Here is a 21,431-nt window from a genome sequence, read left to right on the forward strand (position 1 = left end):
GCGCCGGGCCCGCAACAAAAGGATATCAATATCAATCCGGGAGAATTCACCGTGCGTTTCGTTAAACTGATTGTGCTCTCTGTCGTTTGCGCCCTGGTTTCGGCCTGCGCCACCGCGCCGCTGACCTTCCATGATCAGAACATGGACTTCAGCACCATCCAGACCGTGGCGGTTCTGCCCTTTGCCAATCTGACCGGCCAGAAAAACGTGGAGGACCGGGTGCGGGATGTTTTCATGAACATGCTCCTCTCCACGGGCGGGGTCTATGTTCTGCCGGCGGGAGAGGTGGCCAGGGGCATCTCGCGGAGCCAGATTGCCGAAGGCACCGCGCCCTCGGTGGAGGAGATCCAGAAGCTCGGCGAGGTACTGGGGGCGGATGCGGTGATCACCGGGGTCTTGAAGGAGTACGGGGAAGTGCGCTCGGGCACCGCGGCGGCCAACGTGATTTCCCTGAGCCTGCAGCTCGTCGAGGTCCAGACCGGCAGGGTCGTCTGGGTGGGCGCCAGCACCAAGGGCGGCATTTCCGTCAAGGACAGGCTCCTTGGCGGCGGCGGGCAGCCCATGAACAAGATTACCGAAGAGGCGGTGAGTGAGCTTATCCAGATGCTCTTCCTGGGCTAGACTGGCAGCGCTGCTGGCGGCTTTGCTTCTTTCGGGCTGCGCCACCCTCCGGGAGCCGCCGCCCCTGGAGCTGCTCGCCCTGACGGCGGAAAGGACATCGGCCCGGAACAGCCCCGTGGCGCCCCTGCTCTGGAGCGCCGAGGCCCGGGGCGGGGTCGCGCCTCTGTCCTATGAGTTCATCAGCGCCGAGAGGAACGGGGAGGTGCGGAAGCAGCGGGGAGCCTCGTCGGTCTGGGCGTGGCAGCCCGCCAGGTCCGGGGTGTATCGGCTGAAGGTGATCGTGCGGGACCAGGCCGGCAATAGGGCGGAAAGCCCCTGGTCCGAGGAGATCGAGATTTCCCGGCCCCTTTTTGTGGTGCTGCCGCTGCAGAATTTGAGCGGCAGGCCGGCGCCCCTCACCGAGATCCGCACCGCGCTGCTCGCCCATCTTTCGGCGGCGGGGTGCGATGCGGTGGCGGATCAGGAGATGCTTGCGTTCATGGCAGGCCAGCGGATGCGGAACGTGGGCGGAATCACCGGAAGTCTGGCCGGGAAACTTACGGAGGCGACTGGGGCCGAAGCGGTGCTCATCACCAGTCTGGAGCTTTTTGAGGAGCAGTATCCCCCCAGGATCGCCCTGATCTCCCGGCTGGTTTCCCTGGCTCAGGCCCCGGAGGTTCTCTGGATGGACAGCGTGGGGCTGGCCGGCGATGATAGCCCGGGTTTTCTCGGCCTGGGGATCATCGAACAGCCGGAGGCCCTGCGGGACAAGGCCCTGGGCATGCTGATGCGTTCCCTGGCCGAGGTCCTGGCCGGCATGGAAAAAACACGGAGGGTGCCGGGCAAGTTTCAGCCGAAAACGGCGTACGGCACCCAGGACATGGGCCGGGAGGGGAAGGCCAGGATCGCGGTGACCCCGTTTTTCAACTTCAGCGACCGCAAGTACGGCGGGGAGATCATGGCCCTGCATTTCCTGGCCGCCCTGCAGCAGAGCGGGCGCTTTGCCGTGATCGAGCCGGGAATGGTGCATGAGGAACTGCTGCGCTTCAGGATCATCATGGACGACGGCGTCTCCATCCCCCAGGTGGAAGCGATCTTCAGCAGTTTTGCCGCCGATTTCGTTCTGTCCGGCAAGGTTTTTGATTACCAGGATCCCAAGGGGAACTGGGGAACGCCGGTGGTGGATTTTTCGGCGGAGATGCTTGATAACCAGAACCATCAGGTGGTCTGGACCTCGAAAAGCTATAACGCCGGCGCCGACGGGGTCTACTTTTTTGACTGGGGACGGGAGACGACGGCGAGCGCCATGGCCGCCGGCATGACCCGGGCCATAACCGGGTTGCTTGCGCCATAGCGGGGCGATTGCAGGAGACCCACGGCGCCGGTGCGTTATTTTCACACTGTTGATGAGGCAAACAAGACCGGTGAAATATTCCGGAAAGGAGTCGTATGAAAAAACTGATAATCTCGTTCGGAATCCTGGTGATGTGTTGCTCCGGAAGTGCTTTTGCCGCTGGAAAGGAAGGCGGTCTGCCGGTGCTGAACGGCAGGGAGGTCATTGCCACGGTGAATGAGGAACCCATCTATCTGGAGGAGTTCAACAAGGCACTTGCCTCCCTGCATGGGCACGGAGGCGGGGATTCCTCGCAGAAGACGGGCAAGATCGATTATGAAGCCCCCTTGCGGCGGCTGGTGGATATCCGCCTCGCCCTGCTGGAAGCGGAAAATATCGGCCTGGGCGAGCTGCCCGAGATCCAGCAGCAGGTGGCCGCTTACGGAAAACAGACCATGCGCGGCCTGCTGCTCGAAAAAGCGACCAGGGATGTCAAGCCGGACGCCAAGGAGGTGGAGCGGCTCTATAAGGAGGAGGCCAGGCAGTATGTTCTGCAGTCGCTGAAGATCGACAAGGAGGAGGAAGCCAGGAAGATCGCCGGCGAGATCAAGGCAGGCCAGGATTTTTCCATGGTCGCCGCCAAGGCCATTGCCGCGGGAACCGCGGTGGGCAGCATGGAGACCGAGGAGCACCTGGCATCGGAGATGCTGCCCCAGATCGGAGCGGCCCTGGCCAAGATGAAAAAAGGGGAGCTCAGCCCGGTAATCCCGATTCAGGGCGGCTTCGCGCTGGTGAAACTCAAGGATATCCGTTACCCCGAGAATCCGCCGGCAAAGAAAACCGTTGAAGAGGCGGTGTTGAAGGCCCAGAGGCTGGAGGCGCAGGCAAAGTACATCGAGGCCCTGCAGGAAAAACACGCAAAAGTCGATGAAGAGTTGTTCAGGAAGCTCGATTTCGAGGCAAAGGAACCGGGTTTTGAGGCCATGCTTCAGGACAAAGGGGTCGTGGCGACCATCGCCGGGGAAGCGCCGGTCACCGTCGGCGACCTGGGCGCGGAAATGAAGAAGAAATTTTTCCACGGCGTCGACCAGATGATCGGCACCGGCAAGATCAACAAGGAGAAGGACGGGGTGCTCGACAAGATCCTCACCGAGAGGGTCATCGCCAAGGAGGCTCTGGCCCAGGGAATCGACAGGAGCGCGGTCTTTACGGATATGGTTGAGGAGTTCCGGCGTTCCATGCTTTTCGGCGCCTTCATGACCAAGGTTATCATCCCGAACCTGCGACTGGAGGAAAAGGACATTGAGCAATACTATCAAGAGCATCTCAATGATTTTTCCAGCCCCCCCATGGTCCGCTTGAAGAGCCTGGCCTTCAGCGAAAAGGGAAAAGCCGAGGAGGCGTTGGCCAAGTTGCGCAAGGGCACGGAGTTCGCCTGGCTTGCCAGCCATGCCGAAGGGCAGGTCGAGGCCAAGAGCGAGGGAGTGCTGCAGTTTGCCGGCAACCTGCTGATGCTGGACACCCTGCCCGGGGATCTGCGGAAGCTGCTGGCCAGTGCCGGCAAGGGCGACATGAAGATGTACGCCGGCGATAAGGGGTATTTCTACGCCCTGCTGGTTGAGGATGTCGTGGCGCCGGTGCCGCAGGCCCTTGACGAGGTGCGGGGGGATATCAAGGAAAAGGTGTTCAAGGTCAAGCTCCAGCAGGCCTTTGAGGAGATGACCGCGAAATTGAAGGAATTCTATCCGGTAAAAACCTATGTCGACAAGCTCATGGACATGAGCGCGGCGCAATAACCGATTCTTCATCAATAACTGGAGCCTTGGGGTTAACGATGCAAATGGTACACGCGAACGGAAAAGCAATGGTTGTCTCCCTGTTCTTGGCCCTCTGCTGCGGGGGGCTCATCTTCGACGGGCAGCCTGCCGCGGCCATCGGCCAGATGGGATTTGCCAAAAAGGATTGCCTGGATTGCCATACCAAGTTTTCCGAACAGTATCTTTCCATGAAAAACGTCCATCCGGTGGTCAGGGAGAAGAAGTGCGAGGACTGCCACCTGAAGCACGGGGTTGTGCCCAAGCTCATCCTGAAGAAGCAGGGCAATCAGGTCTGCTACGAATGCCACGGCAAGGAAAAGATCGGCATGGACAAGGCCCATGTGCACACCGTTCTCAAGAAGGGAAATTGCGCCACCTGCCACAACCCGCACGCCAGCCAGGCCGCGAATCTTCTGGCCCGGGAGGGCAGCGAGCTGTGCTATCAGTGCCATGAGCGGGGGGAATTTGAAAAAGGCTTTGTGCACGAAGCCCTGAAAAGCGAAGGCTGTCAGGCCTGCCATTCGGCGCACGGTTCCGATGAGGCGAATCTTCTCATCCAAAAGGAAATTCCGCTCTGCCTTTCCTGCCACGAGGCCGGGGATTCGGCCTTTAAAAAGGCGCACGGCGGCTATCCGGTGGAGAGCAAGGGCTGCGTCGGCTGCCATAACCCCCATTCCTCAAGCCAGGCCAAGCTGCTCAAGACAAGCGTCCACAACCCGGTGGCGGGCGGCGAGTGCGCTTCCTGCCATCAGGATGCCGCCTCGGCCGATCCTTTCAAGACAACCATGGCCGAAGGAGAGTTGTGCGGCCAGTGTCATGACGCGGAAGCCATGAAGAAGGGAGGCACGGTGGAACATGAGCCTTTCCGGGCAGGGGCCTGCCTTTCCTGTCACAACCCGCACGCCACGGAAAATAAGGCGCTGCTCACCCAGCCCGGCAACACGGTGTGTTTCCAGTGCCACACCGACAAGGCGGAGCATGTCAGCGTGGGACACGCGCCCATGGGCGGCGAAAAGGGCTGCCTGGCCTGCCACTCGCCCCATGCGGCGAAAAACGGGAAACTGCTTCTGGCCGGCGACCGCGAGCTCTGCTTCCAGTGTCATGCCAAGACCAGGGCGGCGGAAAAGGCCAAGGTGGGGCATCTGCCTTTCCTGGAGGAGAACTGCGCGACCTGCCATAACCCGCATGGCTCCAACTTCCCGAAGATGTTCAGGGAGCGGATGGATGTGGTCTGCTACACCTGCCATATTGAAAAACGGCAGGAGTTCATCAAAAGCCACACCCACAGCCCGGTGAGTGAAGGCCGCTGCCAGTCCTGCCACAATGCCCATGGCGGGGACAAGGAAAAGCTCCTCAAGGAAACCGGGGTCAAGCTCTGCGGCCAGTGCCATACCGCCCTTGTCAAGGGAATGGGCGGGGAAAACTCCCATCCGCCCTTTTCCGACGGGGACTGTCTCTCCTGCCATAACCCCCATGGCAGCGATTTTACCGGAATGACCGGGGAGAAGCAGGGTACGCTCTGCGCGACCTGCCATGACGACATGATGCAGGCGGTGAACAAGGACCGGAGTCGGCACGCCCCCGTGGTTTCCGACCAGTGTTCGTCGTGCCACAACCCGCACAAGGCGAAGCTCGGTAAACTGCTCAAGGCCGAGAGTCCGGATCTCTGCCTGGCCTGCCACAAGGATCTGAAGGAGAAGATGGCCGGCGAGCAGGTCCATTCTCCGGCAAAGAGCGACTGCGCGAGCTGCCATCTGCCCCATTCATCTCCGGCCCGGACCCTGCTCACCCAGCCGGTGCCGGGGCTCTGCGGAGATTGCCATGATCTGGCGGATGCGGGTTTTGCCGCGGCGCACGCGGGCATCGCGGCCGAGGTCATGAACTGCGTGGCCTGCCATAACCCGCATGCCTCCAAGGATCCGAAGTTCTTCAAGGAAAACGTGCATCCTCCCTTTGCGGAGCGGGATTGCGAGGGGTGTCATATCGTGAAGAAAAACTGAGGGCTGATTCGTGAAAACGGAAAAAAGGCAAAGGTTCACAATGGGTTGCGACATCATAAAAATGAAAGGACGAATCATGCGTTTGCGATCTGATTTCATCATGCCGTCTCTGGCCTTTCTCCTCTGTCTGGGGGTGTTGTCCGCCGCGCATGCCGCGGACAACAAATTCAACCTGAAAGAAGGGGCAAAGGGGAAAAACTGTCTGAACTGCCACGATACCTTCGAGGGGATGCTCAAGAAGCCCTTCGTCCACACGCCGTTAAAAAACTGGGATTGCACGGGTTGCCATAATCCGCATGCCTCCTCGCACGGCAAGTTTCTCGATGCCGAGCCCGGCGAGATCTGCGTGCGGTGCCATGCCGGGATTTTGCCGGAAAAACCGGCGAGCATCCACAAGGTTGTCGCCGAGGGCACCTGCGTGAAGTGCCACGACCCCCACGCGGCCAGCTACAAATTCAATCTGCACACCGGCGGCAATGCCTTGTGTTTCGACTGTCACCAGGCAATGGGCAGCAAGATTTCCGCGGCGAAATTCAAACACATGCCCGTGGAAAAGGGCTGCGTCAGCTGTCATGACCCGCATGCCTCGGCCACGGGAGCCAGCCTGCTCAAGGATAATGTTCCCGGCCTCTGCCTCAAGTGCCACGACAGCGGCAAACTGGTCTTTCAGAAGCAGCATGGCGATTATCAGGTGGCGACGGCGCGTTGCACCTCCTGCCATGATCCGCACGGCTCAAGCCAGAAAGGGCTTCTCTACGACAAGGTGCATGCGCCTTTCGGCAAGAAGATGTGCAAGCAGTGTCATGAACAGGGCACGGCTGCGGAACCGTTCAGGGTCAAGGCCGAAGGCTACAGGCTCTGTCTGGGCTGTCACAACAACATGATCAACGAAAACCTCGGTAAGAGCAGACCGCACTGGCCCATGATCGACCGGGTCGGCTGCCTGAATTGCCATACCCCCCATGCCTCGGCCCAGGACGGCCTCCTGAAGAAGCCGATGACCGAAGTGTGCGCCCAGTGCCACGGTGACACCGTCCAGTGGCTGCAAAGCGTGGAAACCAAGCATTCTCCGGTGGTCGAAGGCCTGTGCACCTCCTGCCATTCGCCCCACGCGGCCAATCAGGTGCTCCTCCTCAACCGGCAGTCGGTCATCGAGGTGTGCGCAACCTGCCACGACTGGGAGAAGCATTCCACCCATCCCATCGGCGCCGACCACAAGGATCCGCGCAACAAGAATCTTACGGTGGATTGCCTGAGCTGTCACCGTGCCCATGGAACGCCCTATGCGAAAATGCTGCATTCTTCGTCCCAGACCGAGATGTGCACCAACTGCCACAGTCAATTCAGGAGGTAAGCGCGTGCGTGCAATAATGATCAATGTTTTCGTAGTGGCCTCGCTTTTTTGCGCAACCCAAGCCGCGCTCGGCGAGCAGGCGCTCATGTTCCAGCCGGTGGTCTCCATCTATTCCGACGCCGACGGCAAGGGATTTCTCCACCCGGAAGACGTGGCCTGCGGCGCGGAGGAGGTGATTGTCGCCGATACGGGCAACGACCGCCTTGTCCTTTACAGCCTGGACGGCAACGAGGTGAAGTTCGTCTCGCAGGTGGTGGCCTCGCAGCTGCAAAGCCCCATCCGGGTGCAGCGCACCTCCAGGGGAGAGATCTGGGCCTTGAGCAGCAAGACCCGGCGGCTTCTCCGCTTCGGCGCCGATGGCCAGTTTCTGGGGAATTTCGAGATGAAGGGAGCGCCCGACTGGGCGGCGGTGGTGCCGCGAAGCTTCCGGATAGACAAGGAGGACAGGGTCTACCTGCTCGATATCCAGGGCGGCCGGTTGCTGGTTTCGACCCTGAGCGGCGAGTTTCTCCGGCAGATCGCCCTGCCGGCCGAGTTCGGGTCTTTCGCCGATTTCGTGGTGGACAGCGGCGGCACGCTCTACCTTGTTGACAGCGTCAATGCCTGCGTCCATTCAGCCGGCAAGGAGGCGACCAGCTTCAGCCCGCTTTCCAAGAGCTTGAAGGAGCAGATGAAATTTCCCACCTACATCGCCACGGACAACGGCGGTACGCTCTATCTCACCGACCAGAACGGCGGCAGGATCGTCCTTCTCGGTCTGGACGGCTCCCATCGCGGGCAGAAGGCCGGCAAGGGATGGAATGAAGGGCTTTTCGACTATCCGGTGGGCCTCTGTCTCAGCGGAAACGGCCTTGCCTTTGTCGCGGACCGCAACAACAACAGGGTGCAGATTTTCCGTTAGGGGCGGAAAATTCCGGAGCGGACGGGGAGTCAGGCGGATGAAAAAAAACAAAAAACGCATTCCCGCCGGCCTGCGCCCGGGCTCGGGGGGGGGCGGTCGCAAGGAGTCCGACGGGCCGGCGCCACGTCTTGCCGGCGAACTGGCGGCCTTGTTGCAGGCCGGAAAGCTCGCCCTGTTTCAGGAGAAGGCCAGCGAGGCCGTTCGGCGCTGGCCCGGTCATCCCGAGGGCTGGAAGGCTCTCGGCCTTGCGCTCCTCATGCAGGCGAAGCCCGCGGAGGCATTGGAAGCCCTGACCGCCACCGTCGGCCTGGCGCCCGGCGACGCGCAGGCCCACCACAACCTCGGCTGCGCCCTTCTCCAGCTCGGGCGTCTTGCCGAGGCCGAGGCAAGCTGCCGACAGGCGTTGGCGCTCAAGCCCGATTATGCCCAGGCGCACAACAACCTCGGCATCATCCTCTTCGAGGCCGGGCGGTTCGCGGAGGCGGCGGCCAGCTACCGGCAGGCGCTGGCCGCCAGTCCGGACTTCGTCGAGGCGCACAACAATCTGGGCAATGCCCTCAAGGAACTGGAACTGTTTGCCGAAGCCGAGGCGAGTTTCCGGCAGGCCCTGGCGGGGAGGCCCGGTTTCGCGGAAGCGCATGCCAACCTCGCGCTCACCCTCCTGAAGCTGCGTCGGCTGGAAGAGGCGGAGGCGAGCTACCGGCAGGCGATCGCCCTCAAACCCGATTATCTGCGGGCGCACAGAGGCCTGGCGGAAACTCTGCTGAGACTGGGCCGGGCCGGGGAGGCCGCGGCCAGCTACCGGAGAGGCGCGGCGCTCGATCCCTTCGACGTCGAGACCCTTGCCGGGCTCGATCAGGCGCTCACGCAGCTCATTCCGGGCTGGCATGTGCCCATGATGAATGACGCCCCGCGGAACGACGCCTATCTGGCCGCCCTGCGGGCCGCCGTCACCCCGGCCACGCAGGTGCTGGAAATAGGCACCGGCTCGGGGTTGCTGGCCATGATGGCCGCGAAACTCGGGGCGAAACAGGTGACGACATGCGAGGCGGTGCCGGAAATCGCCGAGACGGCGCGGGCCATCGTCGCGGACAACGGCCTGGCCCGGACGGTGAAGGTCGTGGCCAAGAGGTCCGACCGGCTGGAGATCGGCGTTGATATGGACGACCGGGCCGACCTTCTCGTTTCCGAGATCCTCTCCAGCGAGTTTCTCGGCGAGGGAGTCCTGGCGAGCATCGAAGACGCCAGGCACCGCCTGCTCAAACCCGGCGCCCGGATTATCCCGGCCCGGGGCGCCATCCGCTTCGCCCTGTTCGGCGGGGCCGATCTTGAGAAGAATATCCGGGTCGGCGAAGTGCATGGTTTTGATCTGAGCCGTTTCAATGATCTTGTGGTCCGGAGGCAATACATAAGCAGGAACGATCTCGACGTCGAGCTGCTCACCGATGCCGCCTCCGCGTTCTTTTTTGATTTTGAAAAAACCGGGCGGTTCCTTGCCGAGGAGCGCGACAGGTTCGCGCTGCCCGTACGCAAAGCGGGCCGGTGTTGCGGGATTATCCAGTGGCTCCGGCTGGAGATGGACGACTCGGTGGTCTTTGAGAACCATCCGTTGCATAAAAATCCGGCATCGGGCTGGCAGCGTTGCGTGTACGTCTTCGCCAGGCCCATTGATCTGCGGCCGGGACAGGTTGCCGTGGTTGGCGCCGCCCGCAATCGCGCCACCCCGTGGTTTTTCTGGGAAGGGTTGCAATAGGAGAGAGCGCCGGGTGCCGCGGCTGCGCAAGCCGTTTTGCCGGCAGGGAATTTTTTTAGGGAAAAAGCATCAGGTAATGTTCAGTTCAAACTGTCTCAAGGTTTTCGTCGGGTTGTCACTCTCGGCCGCCCTCGTCCTGCCGACCTATGTCTATTTCTTTCTCTCTCCTGATTTCCGGCAGCTGGTGGTGGACAATTCCGAGACAGAGGCGAAAAGGGTTTCCAACCATCTGATTTCGAGCTTTATCCTCGACCCGGAGGATGCGAGCGGGCAGGCGGTCCACAACCGACTCGTGGAAAACGAGGCGGCGATCAAGAAGAATTTTCAGGTCGAGGAATTCAAGTATTTTTCCGCCAGTGGCCGGATTCTCTATTCCTCGGACCATGCCGATATAGGCAGGGTGAATGAGAAACCCTATTTCCGGGAGGTCGTCGCCCGGGGGCAATCGTACACCAAGGTGGTGGAGGAGGGGGCCAGAACCCTGGAGGGGCGGGTGGTTCCGGTTGCCGTGGTGGAGACTTACGTGCCCATCATGCGGGACGGCAAGTTCAGCGGCGCCTTTGAAATCTATTACGACATCACCCGGGCCAAGGCCAGCCTCGACAAGCTGATGGCCAAGGTCTATACTGTGCTCACCGTGATCGCGGGCGTCATGGTGCTGCTGACCTTTTTCAGCTTCTGCCGGGCCAGGAAGGGCATGGCGGCCAAAAGGCTCCTGGATGAGGAGAAGGAGAAAAATTTTCAGACCGAGGTGATCTTCAACAAACTTTTTCAGCTCTCCCTGGTCAAGACCTCGCTCCGGGAAATCCTGGAGATCTTCATCTGCCATCTTGCCTCCTTCCCCGGTATCGCCCTGGAGCCGAAGGGCGCGGTCTTTCTGGTCGCCGAAAACACCAAGAGGCTTGAGCTTGCCGCCCAGCGCGGCCTGGATCCCGAGCTGCTCGCCGGTTGCGGCGGAAAGCCGGCCGGAGAGTGCGGTCGCCGGCAAAACACGGAAACCACCCCCTGTTTTTTCCCGGCCGCCCCGGACGAAGACCAGGCGGGGAGGGCGGCATGCATGGCGGCACACGGCCATTACTGTATTCCCATCCAATCGGCGCAGGGCGAGCTGCTGGGGGTTTTCACCCTCTACCCCAAGGCGGGGCAGGGGCATAGCGAGAGGGCGGAGAAGATCTTTCTCGCCGTCGCCAATCTCATCGCCGGCATTATTGAACGCAAACAGCTGGAGGACAAGCTCCGCGACATCTCCATCAGCGATGAACTGACCGGCCTCTTCAACCGCCGCGGCTTCCGGACCCTTGCCCAGCAGGAGCTGGACCTGGCCCAGCGCCAGCAGACGAGGATGGCGGTGTTTTATATCGACCTGGACGGGCTGAAGCAGATCAACGACCGTTTCGGCCACAATGCCGGAGACCAGGCGATCAAGGATACCGCCGAGATCCTGAAGGAGACCTTCCGGGCCGCCGACGTCATCGCCAGGATCGGCGGGGATGAGTTCGCGGTCTTCGGAAGCTTTTCGCCGGAAACGGGGAGCAGCGACGCCTTGCGGCAACGTCTGGCCGAGCGGATCCGTCTTTTCAACGACCGGAAGGAGCGGCGGTATGCCGTTTCCTGCAGCGTGGGGGTCGCCCATGTTGTTCCCGGGGGCAGGGGCGGCCTGGATGAGGTTCTTTCCCGGGCCGACAGCGCCATGTATGAGGAAAAAATGAAAAAGCGAAGCGGTACGGTTTTTGCTTGTAATTTGCAGGCGTTGGAAGCGGGGGAAGGGAGGAGCTGATGGCTGCCTGCGGTGGTGGTGGAGATTTCAGGGGAGAAAGAGGATGGATGCGATCAGAAAAGCGATTTTAGCCTGCATGCAGAACTGCGACCCGGACGATGATCTGGTGGAAAGCCTCAATAAGGTCATTGCCCAGGAGGGGGATGAGGCCTGCAAGGTAATCCTGGAAATCCTCACCCATCTCGACTTTGAACCCCAGGTGGCGGTGCGGCACTGGCAGGAGATCGTCGCCCATCAGGCGGCCCTGTCGGAGGCGCTCAGGAGGCCGGTGAACCTGCCGGTCACGGTCTGTGACTATTTCCACTGGGTGAAGCGGAGCATCGGCTTCCCCAAGCTGGTGGATGTCTATCAGTTTGAGGAGATTTTCCATCGCAACCAGCATGATTTTCTGACCAACCTCTATAACCGGGAAGCGTTTGAAGAGGCCCTCCGGCAGGAGATCGCCAGGGCAAAACGGTACGGCCGCAAGCTTTCCCTGCTCTTCATCGATGTTGATTCCTTCAAGGCGGTGAACGATACCCACGGCCACCTGGCCGGGGATGCGGTGCTGCGCGGCGTCGGCAAAATCCTGGCGGCGAAGAAGCGCATGGAGGATCTGGCCGCCCGCTACGGCGGCGATGAGTTTGTCCTTCTCCTCCCGGACACCGACAAGAAAGAGGCCCTGGTCCTGGCGGAAAGGATACGGGCAAGCGTGGCGGACCGCAACATGGCGTTCGGCGGGCAGCCCATGCGGGTCACCATCAGCGGCGGGGTGGCAACCTTTCCGGACGACGGCTCCGATTCCCTTTCCTTGCGGCAATATGCCGACGAGGCGCTCTACCGGGCAAAGCGAAACGGCAAGAACGCGGTCCTGTTCCACAAGCCCAACGGCCGCAAGTTTGTCCGGGTGCCCTTTGTCAAACAGCTCAATATCAGGGCGCTTCCTCCGCCGGACGATGTCGCGGCCATGGTGAAAAGCAAGGATCTCTGCTGCGGCGGCATTCTCATCGAGAACCAATTCCCCATCGATGTGGGATCGCTCATCGAAATCAACATGGGCTTGAACGACGAGCCGGTGGCCATCCAGGGCAAGGTTGTCCGCACCCGGCAGCTGGCGAGCGATCGCTTCGATATCGGCGTTTCCTTTCTGGAGGAGCAGGCCCCGGTAAAAACGGTGCTTGGCGATTATGTGTTGAACACGCTTCCGCAATGGAGTAATTCATGGCAATGAGGAAGAAAAACCGGCTGTTGTTTCCGGCCATGGGTTCCCTGATTTCCCCACCGCAACAGGGGCGCGGCAGCGCCTCTGGCCCGGATTTTACGCAAATGCCTCTGCCGCCGCAACCGGCACGGACTTGAGCACCTCCCACTGAATGATGACGGAAAACACCCTCTCCTACTTTCGGAAGCGGTACAACTACACCGGCAGGATCCTTTCCGGCGCCTACAGCAACGGCCTGCAGCGGAATCTTTCCCAGGCCATTGTCCACCTGGAGGCGCTGGAGAAGATAGGTTCGCCGATAATTCCCTACATCGCAGCCTGGCGGCCCGACGGCGGCCATATCTGGTATGAGTATGCCGGCTCCCGGCTGCACTCGCTGCTTGGTCTCAAAACAGCGGCGCTGGCCGATGCCTTCCGGGAAAACATCATCAACCGCTGTCTCTACCGGCTGCAGAAAAATCCACCCGCCATCGACAAGATCGTCCGGGATCGGCCCCAGCTCGACCGCATGCGCGACTCCATGCGGCGGATGGCGGAGCGGGGCGGCGCCGTGGAGGCGGTCTACAAGGTGGATGTGAACGGCAGTCCGGTCTGGCTCAAGGATCTGGCCAGGATCGAGATGCATGGCGGCGACGGGGTGGTGCTCTCCTACGGCTCCCTCATCGACGTGAGCAAGGAGATGCAGCTTGAGGAGCGTCTGAGCGAGGTGCAGGAGGAGCTTTCCTTTCACAGGGATAATCTGGAGCTGATTGTCGCCGAGCGGACCAGGGAATTGCGCAAGGCCCAGCTCGACGTGGTAAGCCGTCTGACCCAGGCCGCCGCCTGCCGGGACGGAGACACCGGCGCCCATATCAAGCGGCTCAGCCAGTATTGCGCCATCATCGGCCGCTCCTTCGGCCTGAGCAGAAAGGCCAACTGGGTCTTGTACCATGCGGTGCCCATGCACGACGTGGGAAAATTGGGCATCGACGATTCCATTCTCCGCAAGCAGGGGCCGCTCTCCTGCCAGGAGTTCGAAATCATCAAAACCCATTGCCGGGTGGGCGCGGATCTGCTGGGGGGCGGAGGCTCCCCCCTCATGCAGGTGGCGCAAACCATTGCCCTGACCCATCACGAGCGCTGGGACGGTTCCGGCTACCCCCAGGGGCTGGCGGAGGGGCAGATTCCGTTGGCCAGCCGCATCACCTCCATCTGCGACGTCTTCGACGCCCTCACCTCGGAGCGCCCCTACAAGAAGGCATGGCGTTTTGACGATGCCGTGGGCGAGGTGGAGCGACTCAGGAACATCTACTTCGATCCCAAGCTGGTCGATCTTTTCATGAAGCACCTGGCGGAGATCAACAAGGTCTTCGTGGAGACCGCCTAGTCCGCTTCCACCGAAGCCGCTGTTTTTTCCAGAGCCGCCGACAAGGCGGTCAGAAATAAAAAAAGCCGCCCTTTTCAGGAGGCGGCTTTTTTTTTTACGGGGCAAGCCAGCGGGTACGCTGCCGGCTTGCCCCGGGTCTGTCTGGTGAATTACTCCGTGCAGTGGTCAAAGTAATTGCTGTCGACAAACTCGTTGATGCAGGCCGTGTTCACGGTGCCATCCGGGTTGCATGGCTCGCAGAGGCCGCGCTCCGGGCGCTTGATGTCGTGGCAGAAAGCGCAGCCGATTCCCGAGCCTTTAGCGGTATGGGCATGCATCTGCTGCCAGTCACGTTTCAGGTTTTTTTCCGCGTGGCACTGGCTGCAGATGATTGCCTTGTCCGCCGCGGTGACAACGCCGTCCTTATTGGCGTCCTTGAGAGCATACCCCACCTTGTCGAGCTTGCTGGCAAACTCGATGGTGAACTGGTTGTTGCCATGGTGGCAGCTGGTGCAGGCGGCAACACTCGCGGCTGGGCTTACCCCGTGATTGATGGCCATTTCCGCCTCGACCCATTTCCATTCATGGCTGCCGGAATAACCGGCGTATGCTTTGCCGTTTTCCGCCGCTTCCTCCGAAAGCCCGGTCATGAACTGCCAGACCACGTCATAGGGAATGACCTTGCCGGCATCCGGCCCGGAGCTCATCACCGCCATATTGGACTGGTGGCGTTTGATGGGGACCAGCTTGCTCGTGCCGAACGGATCGTTCACCCCGCCATTGGCGTCGGCCAGCAGGGAAAGTCCGCTGATCGGGTCGACCTTGCTGAGGGTATCCCCCAGGGAGTAGACATAGCTGGTACCGTCAAAGAAAACATGGTCAGGCGCCACATTGGCAACCTTGTGCTCTTCACCGGCCCATGCGCCCTGGCCGTCGCAGAGGGCCTGGTTCCAATGGGGGACCTGCCAGTTCCGCCACAGCTCCGTGGCGCCGCCCTTGCCGAAAGCGGGGATATGGCAGGATTGGCAAGCGACCCTCTTCACATGCCGGTCCGGTTCGACGCGGATACCCAGGGCGGCATGGCCGCCGTTGTCCATGCCCGTATGGCAATCCACGCATTGTTTCACGTTGCCGCCTTCAGAAGGTCGCAGGTCAATGCCGCGGCCCGGGATCTGATGGGTGGATGGCGTATGGCAGTTTGCGCAGCTCAATCCTGCCCCGCCGTTGGCAATCGAGGCCAGATGCACATCTTCCGCAGCCGTGGGATTACTTGAGGAAAGGCCGAGATCGCCGCGCTTGGTCCAGTCCCCGCCGCCTGCTTTGGCATGACAGCTGAGGCATGTGGTGGTGGTCGGCTTATGCACTCCGGCGATGAGGTCGGTTGCCGTCATACCGGGCATGGCGTTCCAGTCGAAAACGACGTGGAAATTGCCGCTGGCATCCTTGTCGGAAGGGATGTAGGTCTTGCTGGTACCCTGCCAGTCGATAACCGTGACATGATTGGCCGGATCTGTTTCCGGGGCGAATCTCCTTTTGTAGCTGTCATTATGGCAGCGGAGGCAGTCAAGATCGGAAGCTGTCAGATTTTCAAATTTGCCCAGGGTTGGATGGCAGCCCAAGCAGGCGGCGCCGGCCAGGGCCGGATTGGGGTAGCTGCAGAAGGTATTGATCTCATCAAGTTTCTGGCTGTAGCGGGTCATGTTGCTGACATTCGGGGCAGGCGTTGGCATCATGCCGTGGAGAGAGCTGACCGCGTGGGAGCCTTCGGCGTTATGGCATTCCAGGCACTTGGCGGTAACATCTGCCGGAGTGGCAAAGGTTCCGCTGATGTTTGCATGAGGATTGGTGCCACCGCCGCCACCGCAGGCGGATTCCGGTTCGCACAACCCGCAGGAGTTGAGGGCCCAGATGGTTGGGTCACTGTCATTGCAGTCCGCGGTCGACTTGTAACCGTCCCCGTCGTTATCGACCGGCTTTCCTGCATTGCCTTGCCCGACAAACAGACCCAGGCTTGCCGCCAGCGTCGCAGCCCCCAAAATGGAATAAAGCTTTTTCATTTTCCCCTCCGTGATAATGATTGTGGGTGTTGCCCTCTGACGATAATGGGGTATGTGCCCCATTATCGTTGTCGCGAGAAAATGCCACAGCAGCCTTGTCAGGATGGTGACATTTTCCCGCAATCTTTTTCGTGGACTGTTTTGCAAGAATTGCTCCCGTTTGTGAACTTTTTTTTGTGTTTTCTTATGGTTTTGTAATTACGTATTTTTTTGTGAGGCTGGTGGCGGGGCGGGCAAGTGTCTTTTTTTCTTTTTTTCAAAAAATGGTGGGGCAGGGGCGCATGGAGAAGAAATTGGGGATTTCACCATATTTGGCCTGGTGAAATCCCCAATTTTTTATTTCGTGATTGAACAATGGTACCAGCAGAGAGTGCGGAGTGCTCTTTCGGAATACTGAGAACTACGTATTTCCATGGTGATGGCGCGGAATTTTTCCTGGACCGCCCTGGAATGCCGGTCTGGTGATTTCACCGTATATCCGGCTGGTTGCGCTGCTTTCCCATGGCTATTATCTTGATAATGGGCTGATATGTATAACTTTTTCTGAGGGAGTCCGGGGCAGAGGGATTGATTTTTGCATTTTTGAAAATCGGATTCTCGCGCAGCGGAACTGGTGTGCGAACCAAGGCGGATTCCGGCCCGGGAGGCCGGAATAGAAGACAATAACTACAAACGGGTGCGTGTGGGGATGAGGAAATTTTGTTTGCGGATGGTTTGCGCCGGCGCGGGGGTTTTGGCGATGGGGTCAGGGGGGGCTGCCTTTGCTTTTCACAGCGGCGGGGTCGGCGAATGCGGCGGCTGTCACAGCATGCATTCTTCCGTGGGCACGGGCCCCGGCAGCTTTCTTCTCCTGGGCAGCGATCAGAGCTCCACCTGTCTGAACTGCCACGAGCAGGCAGGGGACAGCGGCCCTTCCGGGTACCATGTCAGCACCGCGGCTGCCGACATGCCGGCGGGTGTCGCTCCGCTCCAGAAAACGCCGGGCGGGGATTTCGGCTGGCTCAAGAAGGACTACAGCTATACGGTGGACGGGGTCGTCGGCGTGGAATCCGGGCATGGCCATGGACACAATATCGTCGCCGTGGACCAGGGCTATGGCGTTGACCCGGTGAACGCCGTTGCCCCCGGCGGCAGCTTCCCCAGCGCCCAGCTTGCCTGCAACAGCTGCCACGACCCCCACGGCAAATATCGGCGCATGGCGGAGGGCAACGTCGCCACCAGCGGCGCTCCCATCATTGGCTCCGGCTCCTATGCCGACAGTCCGATTCCCCTCGCCGGCCAGTCGGTCGGCGTCTACCGCCTGCTGGCGGGAAACGGCTATAAAAAGGCGAATATCACCTACTACGGCGTCCCCGTGGCCGTGGCGCCATCCAGCTATAACCGGAGCGAGGCCGTCACCCAGACCAGGGTTGCCTATGGGGTCAAGATTTCGGCGGGCAACAACCAGTGGGGCCAGTGGTGCACCACCTGTCATCCCAACATGCACAATGCCGGCAACATCGTGCATCCCATCGACCAGAGCCTCGGCCCCATCGTGACCCCCATCTACCAGCGGTATGTCAGGTCCGGCGATTTCACCGGGGCGAACGCCACCTCCTATCTCTCCCTGGTGCCCTTTGCCCAGAACACCGGCAGCTTCGCCATCCTGGCCGCCAAGGCCAAAAGCGACGACTCGCAGCTCGGCGGGCCCACGAACTCCTCGGACAAGGTCATGTGCCTTTCCTGCCACCGCGCCCACGCCTCGGGCTGGGAATATATGATGCGCTGGAACAACTCCGTTGATTTTATCACCTTTGACGGCATGTGGCCCGGCATCGACAACGGCGTGGGCGCTTCCTATCCGGAATTTGCCAGGGGCCGCACCGAGGCGGAAACCCTGGCCGCCATGTACGACCGGCCGGCCGGCAGATTCGCCACCCATCAGCGGGCGCTCTGCAACAAGTGTCACGCCAAGGATTAGCAAGGCAAGCACCCTTTGCTTTTTTCAGAAGAGAACCACCCCAAAGGGGGCCAGCGCCGGCCCCCTTTTCCAGTTTCCCCTTCATTTCGCCCGGCCGCAAATGACGGCCCGGCGCCGCTGAAAAAAACAGGGCAAACGGCCTGACGATAAAAGTGATCCGCGGCTTGTCGATATGGTATGATCAGGGTGTGCGCGGGCGGAAGCCCGTTGCGCGGGACGGCGGCCGAAAAAGAGGCGTGGGGGCCTTGGCTTGCCGGGAAACAATCTCTGCAGCAGAGAGGGGACTGATCATGGGGAAGGTGCAATGCAATCCTTGGTGCCTGTTTGTCGGCGCCACCGGAGCTCTGGTGGCATCCTTGGCGGAGTTGACCGCAAAGGGGGAGGTTTCCACCCTGTTGCGGGTGCGGGATGCCCTGCACACCCATCTCGGCCTTTCCGTCCAGCCGATTTACATCGTTCTGCTCTTTGTTTTTCTGGGCGCGGTGCTGACCCTGGTTTCCGAGGTCGATGATCTCAAAAAGGCGTTTTATGTGGGCGGCAGCATCATCACCGTTTTTCTCACCATCATTCCCAACGATCTGCCGCCCAGCATCGGCGGGCAGGCTTCCACGCAAGGCGGCGGGATTTCCGGCTCCTCCTGGTTTGCCGTCAACGAAGCCATGGCCCGGGAGCCCTGGGAGCAGGGGCCGACGGGCGAGGTGCGCATGCGCCTGCTGGCGCCGGAGGGGAAAGAGGTCGGCAATGTCGTGCTCACCGTCCGGGACCAGCAAAACGGCCAAATCGTGGGGCGTTCCCGATACGACTCCAGCCATATCCTCTTCCGGCTGCGGAGCGGCAATTACCTGCTGGTCATCGAAGTGCCGGGATTTGGCGTGGAGAGCAGGGAGGTGGAGGTCCGCGCGGGACAACCCCTGGAGCTTGCCGTCGACCTTGTTCCCAGCTGGCGGCCCTTGCCAATGCAGCGATTGTTGCGCGACTATTGACAGGGGAGCGTGGACATGGAACAGGAAGAAAAAGACTATTTTGAAACCTTTCGCGTCGCCCTGCGACGCTATTACTTCACCGTAAAGACCACCCATGCCGTGCCGGAACGGGAGAAGGGCTATCTGGAGGGCTTCATCGACGCGGCCATGCAGCTCAGGGTTTTCACCGGCGGAGAGCTGCAGGAGCTGATCGAAGAGGTGAACCACGAAGTTTTCGGCATGAGCGTACAGGAGAGGATGAGGCGTTATCCGCATATCTCCTTTTCCAAGGAGGAGTGGCAGCAGATCCCCACCTTTATCCGCCAGGGCAAGGATTTGGGGATTTGAGCGGGGCGAATCTGACCGCCGCTTACATGGCCGGATGTCGGCGCCGACGGAAATAAAGAGCGATTCCAGAAGGCGGAATGGGACAGGGAGCCGGTTTTTCTGAAAATTAATGCAAATGACGTTGGTGGTCAGATCTCTGGGGCAACCTTTATCGGGGTAGGGGAAGTGAAATTAGATGGCCACGAGTAGCCATATTGCATGGATATTTTTTCAATGACTTACAACTTTGACATTAAGACCATCGCCCCTGGAAAAGATGAACCAAAATTTCCGCCTTTTGTGCATATCTACATCAAGACATGTACAAGAGGCGACTACTTTGGAAGCGGTCATCCCACCACTTTTATATCCCCGCAAATGATGACAGACAATGAAATTGACTATGAAGTGAACCGTCTTATCACAGAGCTTGAGACAATCAGGAAGAAGGCTAAACAAGAACTAAGAAAAGCAAAAGAAAAAACGCGCAAGAAATAATTCTTAGTTTGCTTGCAAAAAGTATCTCAGTTTTTGTTTTTCCCTCAAATTTTCTTAAAAAGAAAATTCGCCATTTTTTCTATTATTTAATTCCCGCTAACTCCCATCAGTCCCCAGAAAATCCCACCAAAATTTATTCAATACAAAATTCTTATTCTTTCTGTTAGCCAATACAGGGGATCACTCTGGACTTTGCGGCTGAAACGGTGTCGATGTTTTCGATACTGAATCACACCTCGCATTTCGCTTCTGGACCGCAATAGGACCGCAGCACGAAAAAAGGGGTTAGCGAAAAATCGCTAACCCCTTGCTATTTCTGGTGCGCCCGGCACGATTCGAACGTGCGACCTGCGGATTCGTAGTCCGATTTTTTAATCGCTATTTATCGTTGCTTCGTAAGATTAATCTTTTTGTTTCAGCTTGTTGGCTTAACCATGATTATTCATGATTAAGCCATTTTTTTCACTTCCGGTGGAGCAAAATTGGAGCAAGCTCTACAAGGAGTTTTCTCTCGATGTTTCATTGTCTTCCTTGTCAAGGAGATCGTTGAGGAGTTTCATCTCTTTGAGCTGTATCTCCCTCCTCTTTTCGAGCGCCATTTCCAGCATCTGCGCACCAAGCTTATCAATATGCCGTTCGATAACCCCGTCTACCGGGATCTTCATGTCCTTCATCTCCGAAAAGAGAATATCTGTGATTTTCGAAAGATAGAGCTCGATTTTTTTGTCGGCAGTTCTTTCTTTCTTTATCCGTATCTTGTCATTATCTAGCGCCAGGCTGTCAAGGATTAACCCAAACGCTTTTCGCTCTTCGAGAAAACCTTTTTCGTGTGCTTGTTCGGCGATGCGCCAAACATCTGGGCTTCTTAGCGTGGCATCACCGCTTTTGAGTTTTCGCCAGTACCTCCCGGATCCATCAGATTTCCTATCCAGATCAAAAATTTCTTCTAGATCAGACTGAGTTTTTCCAGATTTATTGGTGACCTCACGCACAAGCTTCGCGGTGATCGCAGAACGGTTTCCCTTGAAATTATGGTCTTTTTTCATGATTGGCGCTCCCTGGACCGGCCAAAAATGGGTTCATTTTTTTTTGAATTTCGGGCCTGTAAGCGCATCGGCCTTTGTGTCACTATAGCCTAACCTCGATTAATCAATTAACAACATAATATCAGGAGGTTATCTGAAATGCAACAATTAGTGATCCACATAGTGGATTTGGCGCGTGCTCTGGCGATGAGCGAAGCGGCGATTCGCACCCACATCGCACGGCGCAATTGGCCTCGCGCAATTCCGCAGCCAATAAGATTAGGCCGGCGGTGGGCATGGAGAAAGCAGGACGTAGAGGCCTGGCTTGCTGGCCTCGCAGGGGAGGCACCTGTGGCGGCCAAGGGAAAGCCTGGCCGGCCTAACAAAGCTGAGACTCTGGCAAGGCAGGGGAGATAGTAGCCATGGCCGGGCCTGCCTTTCAGCTTTATGCAGCGGAATTTCTGACGAAGACCGCGGAACTTTCCTCCGCGGCATGCGGGTTGTTGATCAAAGGACTTGCC

16 protein-coding genes are annotated in these 21,431 nt (G+C 59.3%); 14 read left to right on the forward strand and 2 right to left on the reverse strand.

Going from position 1 to position 21,431, the window contains the following annotated elements; genetic code table 11:
• Window positions 1-51: 51 nt before the first annotated feature.
• The 10 genes from ACUUL3_RS16700 (at window position 52) to ACUUL3_RS16745 (ending at window position 14,102) form a co-directional block, all read left to right on the forward strand.
• Entirely contained in the window at window positions 52-621 is a 570-nt protein-coding gene (locus tag ACUUL3_RS16700; protein WP_448553305.1) for a GNA1162 family protein, read from the forward strand.
• Window positions 590-1,954, forward strand: a complete 1,365-nt coding sequence (locus ACUUL3_RS16705; RefSeq protein WP_448553307.1) for a hypothetical protein — start codon at window positions 590-592, stop codon at window positions 1,952-1,954. Before ACUUL3_RS16700 ends, ACUUL3_RS16705 begins: the two co-directional genes overlap by 32 nt.
• Before the next feature lie 95 nt (window positions 1,955-2,049).
• A complete protein-coding gene (locus ACUUL3_RS16710; protein ID WP_448553309.1) occupies window positions 2,050-3,729 on the forward strand; it encodes a peptidyl-prolyl cis-trans isomerase in 1,680 nt (559 codons plus the stop codon).
• 68 nt (window positions 3,730-3,797) lie between these two features.
• A complete protein-coding gene (locus ACUUL3_RS16715) occupies window positions 3,798-5,750 on the forward strand; it encodes a cytochrome c3 family protein (RefSeq protein ID WP_448553311.1) in 1,953 nt (650 codons plus the stop codon).
• A 76-nt stretch (window positions 5,751-5,826) separates the two neighbouring features.
• Window positions 5,827-7,104 (forward strand): cytochrome c3 family protein, encoded by a 1,278-nt coding sequence (locus ACUUL3_RS16720; RefSeq protein ID WP_448553313.1) that lies wholly within the window; start codon window positions 5,827-5,829, stop codon window positions 7,102-7,104.
• Window positions 7,105-7,108: 4 nt separating this feature from the next.
• Entirely contained in the window at window positions 7,109-8,005 is an 897-nt protein-coding gene (locus ACUUL3_RS16725) for an NHL repeat-containing protein (RefSeq protein ID WP_448553315.1), read from the forward strand.
• Window positions 8,006-8,042: 37 nt separating this feature from the next.
• Window positions 8,043-9,758 carry a tetratricopeptide repeat protein gene (locus tag ACUUL3_RS16730; RefSeq protein ID WP_448553317.1) on the forward strand — a complete coding sequence of 572 codons (1,716 nt, stop codon included), beginning with the start codon at window positions 8,043-8,045 and terminating at the stop codon, window positions 9,756-9,758.
• A 76-nt stretch (window positions 9,759-9,834) separates the two neighbouring features.
• The gene (locus ACUUL3_RS16735) at window positions 9,835-11,535 is read left to right on the forward strand and encodes a sensor domain-containing diguanylate cyclase (protein ID WP_448553319.1); all 1,701 of its coding nucleotides are present in this window, start codon (window positions 9,835-9,837) and stop codon (window positions 11,533-11,535) included.
• A gap of 43 nt (window positions 11,536-11,578) precedes the next feature.
• Window positions 11,579-12,745, forward strand: coding sequence for a diguanylate cyclase (locus ACUUL3_RS16740; protein WP_448553321.1), 1,167 nt, complete (start codon window positions 11,579-11,581; stop codon window positions 12,743-12,745).
• 142 nt (window positions 12,746-12,887) lie between these two features.
• Entirely contained in the window at window positions 12,888-14,102 is a 1,215-nt protein-coding gene (locus tag ACUUL3_RS16745) for an HD-GYP domain-containing protein (protein ID WP_448553324.1), read from the forward strand.
• 149 nt (window positions 14,103-14,251) lie between these two features.
• On the opposite strand, the gene ACUUL3_RS16750 is transcribed toward ACUUL3_RS16745, so the two are convergent.
• Window positions 14,252-16,138, reverse strand: a complete 1,887-nt coding sequence (locus ACUUL3_RS16750; protein ID WP_448553326.1) for a hypothetical protein — start codon at window positions 16,136-16,138, stop codon at window positions 14,252-14,254.
• Window positions 16,139-16,877: 739 nt separating this feature from the next.
• On the opposite strand from ACUUL3_RS16750, the gene ACUUL3_RS16755 reads away from it, so the two are divergent.
• From ACUUL3_RS16755 to ACUUL3_RS16770, 4 genes are all read left to right on the forward strand, one after another.
• Window positions 16,878-18,098, forward strand: coding sequence for a cytochrome c3 family protein (locus ACUUL3_RS16755; RefSeq protein WP_448553328.1), 1,221 nt, complete (start codon window positions 16,878-16,880; stop codon window positions 18,096-18,098).
• A 290-nt stretch (window positions 18,099-18,388) separates the two neighbouring features.
• Window positions 18,389-19,081, forward strand: coding sequence for a carboxypeptidase-like regulatory domain-containing protein (locus tag ACUUL3_RS16760; RefSeq protein WP_448553330.1), 693 nt, complete (start codon window positions 18,389-18,391; stop codon window positions 19,079-19,081).
• Between the two features lie 15 nt (window positions 19,082-19,096).
• On the forward strand, window positions 19,097-19,408 hold the full coding sequence (locus tag ACUUL3_RS16765) for a hypothetical protein (protein WP_448553332.1): 312 nt from the start codon (window positions 19,097-19,099) through the stop codon (window positions 19,406-19,408).
• Window positions 19,409-19,606: 198 nt separating this feature from the next.
• Window positions 19,607-19,885 (forward strand): hypothetical protein, encoded by a 279-nt coding sequence (locus ACUUL3_RS16770; RefSeq protein ID WP_448553334.1) that lies wholly within the window; start codon window positions 19,607-19,609, stop codon window positions 19,883-19,885.
• A 494-nt stretch (window positions 19,886-20,379) separates the two neighbouring features.
• Here ACUUL3_RS16770 and ACUUL3_RS16775 read toward each other — a convergent pair whose 3' ends face one another.
• Window positions 20,380-20,931, reverse strand: a complete 552-nt coding sequence (locus ACUUL3_RS16775) for a hypothetical protein (RefSeq protein ID WP_448553336.1) — start codon at window positions 20,929-20,931, stop codon at window positions 20,380-20,382.
• Window positions 20,932-21,431 lie beyond the last annotated feature (500 nt).

It is taken from the genome of Thiovibrio sp. JS02 (assembly GCF_053485635.1).

Coding starts and splice junctions, on each gene's coding strand:
- ACUUL3_RS16755 (WP_448553328.1), top strand. CDS start 16,878: ATGGGGTCAGGGGGGGCTGCCTTTGCTTTTCACAGCGGCGGGGTCGGC.
- ACUUL3_RS16740 (WP_448553321.1), top strand. CDS start 11,579: ATGGATGCGATCAGAAAAGCGATTTTAGCCTGCATGCAGAACTGCGAC.
- ACUUL3_RS16775 (WP_448553336.1), bottom strand. CDS start 20,931: ATGAAAAAAGACCATAATTTCAAGGGAAACCGTTCTGCGATCACCGCG.
- ACUUL3_RS16720 (WP_448553313.1), top strand. CDS start 5,827: ATGCGTTTGCGATCTGATTTCATCATGCCGTCTCTGGCCTTTCTCCTC.
- ACUUL3_RS16765 (WP_448553332.1), top strand. CDS start 19,097: ATGGAACAGGAAGAAAAAGACTATTTTGAAACCTTTCGCGTCGCCCTG.
- ACUUL3_RS16710 (WP_448553309.1), top strand. CDS start 2,050: ATGAAAAAACTGATAATCTCGTTCGGAATCCTGGTGATGTGTTGCTCC.
- ACUUL3_RS16745 (WP_448553324.1), top strand. CDS start 12,888: ATGATGACGGAAAACACCCTCTCCTACTTTCGGAAGCGGTACAACTAC.
- ACUUL3_RS16750 (WP_448553326.1), bottom strand. CDS start 16,138: ATGAAAAAGCTTTATTCCATTTTGGGGGCTGCGACGCTGGCGGCAAGC.
- ACUUL3_RS16735 (WP_448553319.1), top strand. CDS start 9,835: ATGTTCAGTTCAAACTGTCTCAAGGTTTTCGTCGGGTTGTCACTCTCG.
- ACUUL3_RS16760 (WP_448553330.1), top strand. CDS start 18,389: ATGGGGAAGGTGCAATGCAATCCTTGGTGCCTGTTTGTCGGCGCCACC.
- ACUUL3_RS16770 (WP_448553334.1), top strand. CDS start 19,607: ATGGATATTTTTTCAATGACTTACAACTTTGACATTAAGACCATCGCC.
- ACUUL3_RS16715 (WP_448553311.1), top strand. CDS start 3,798: ATGGTTGTCTCCCTGTTCTTGGCCCTCTGCTGCGGGGGGCTCATCTTC.
- ACUUL3_RS16730 (WP_448553317.1), top strand. CDS start 8,043: ATGAAAAAAAACAAAAAACGCATTCCCGCCGGCCTGCGCCCGGGCTCG.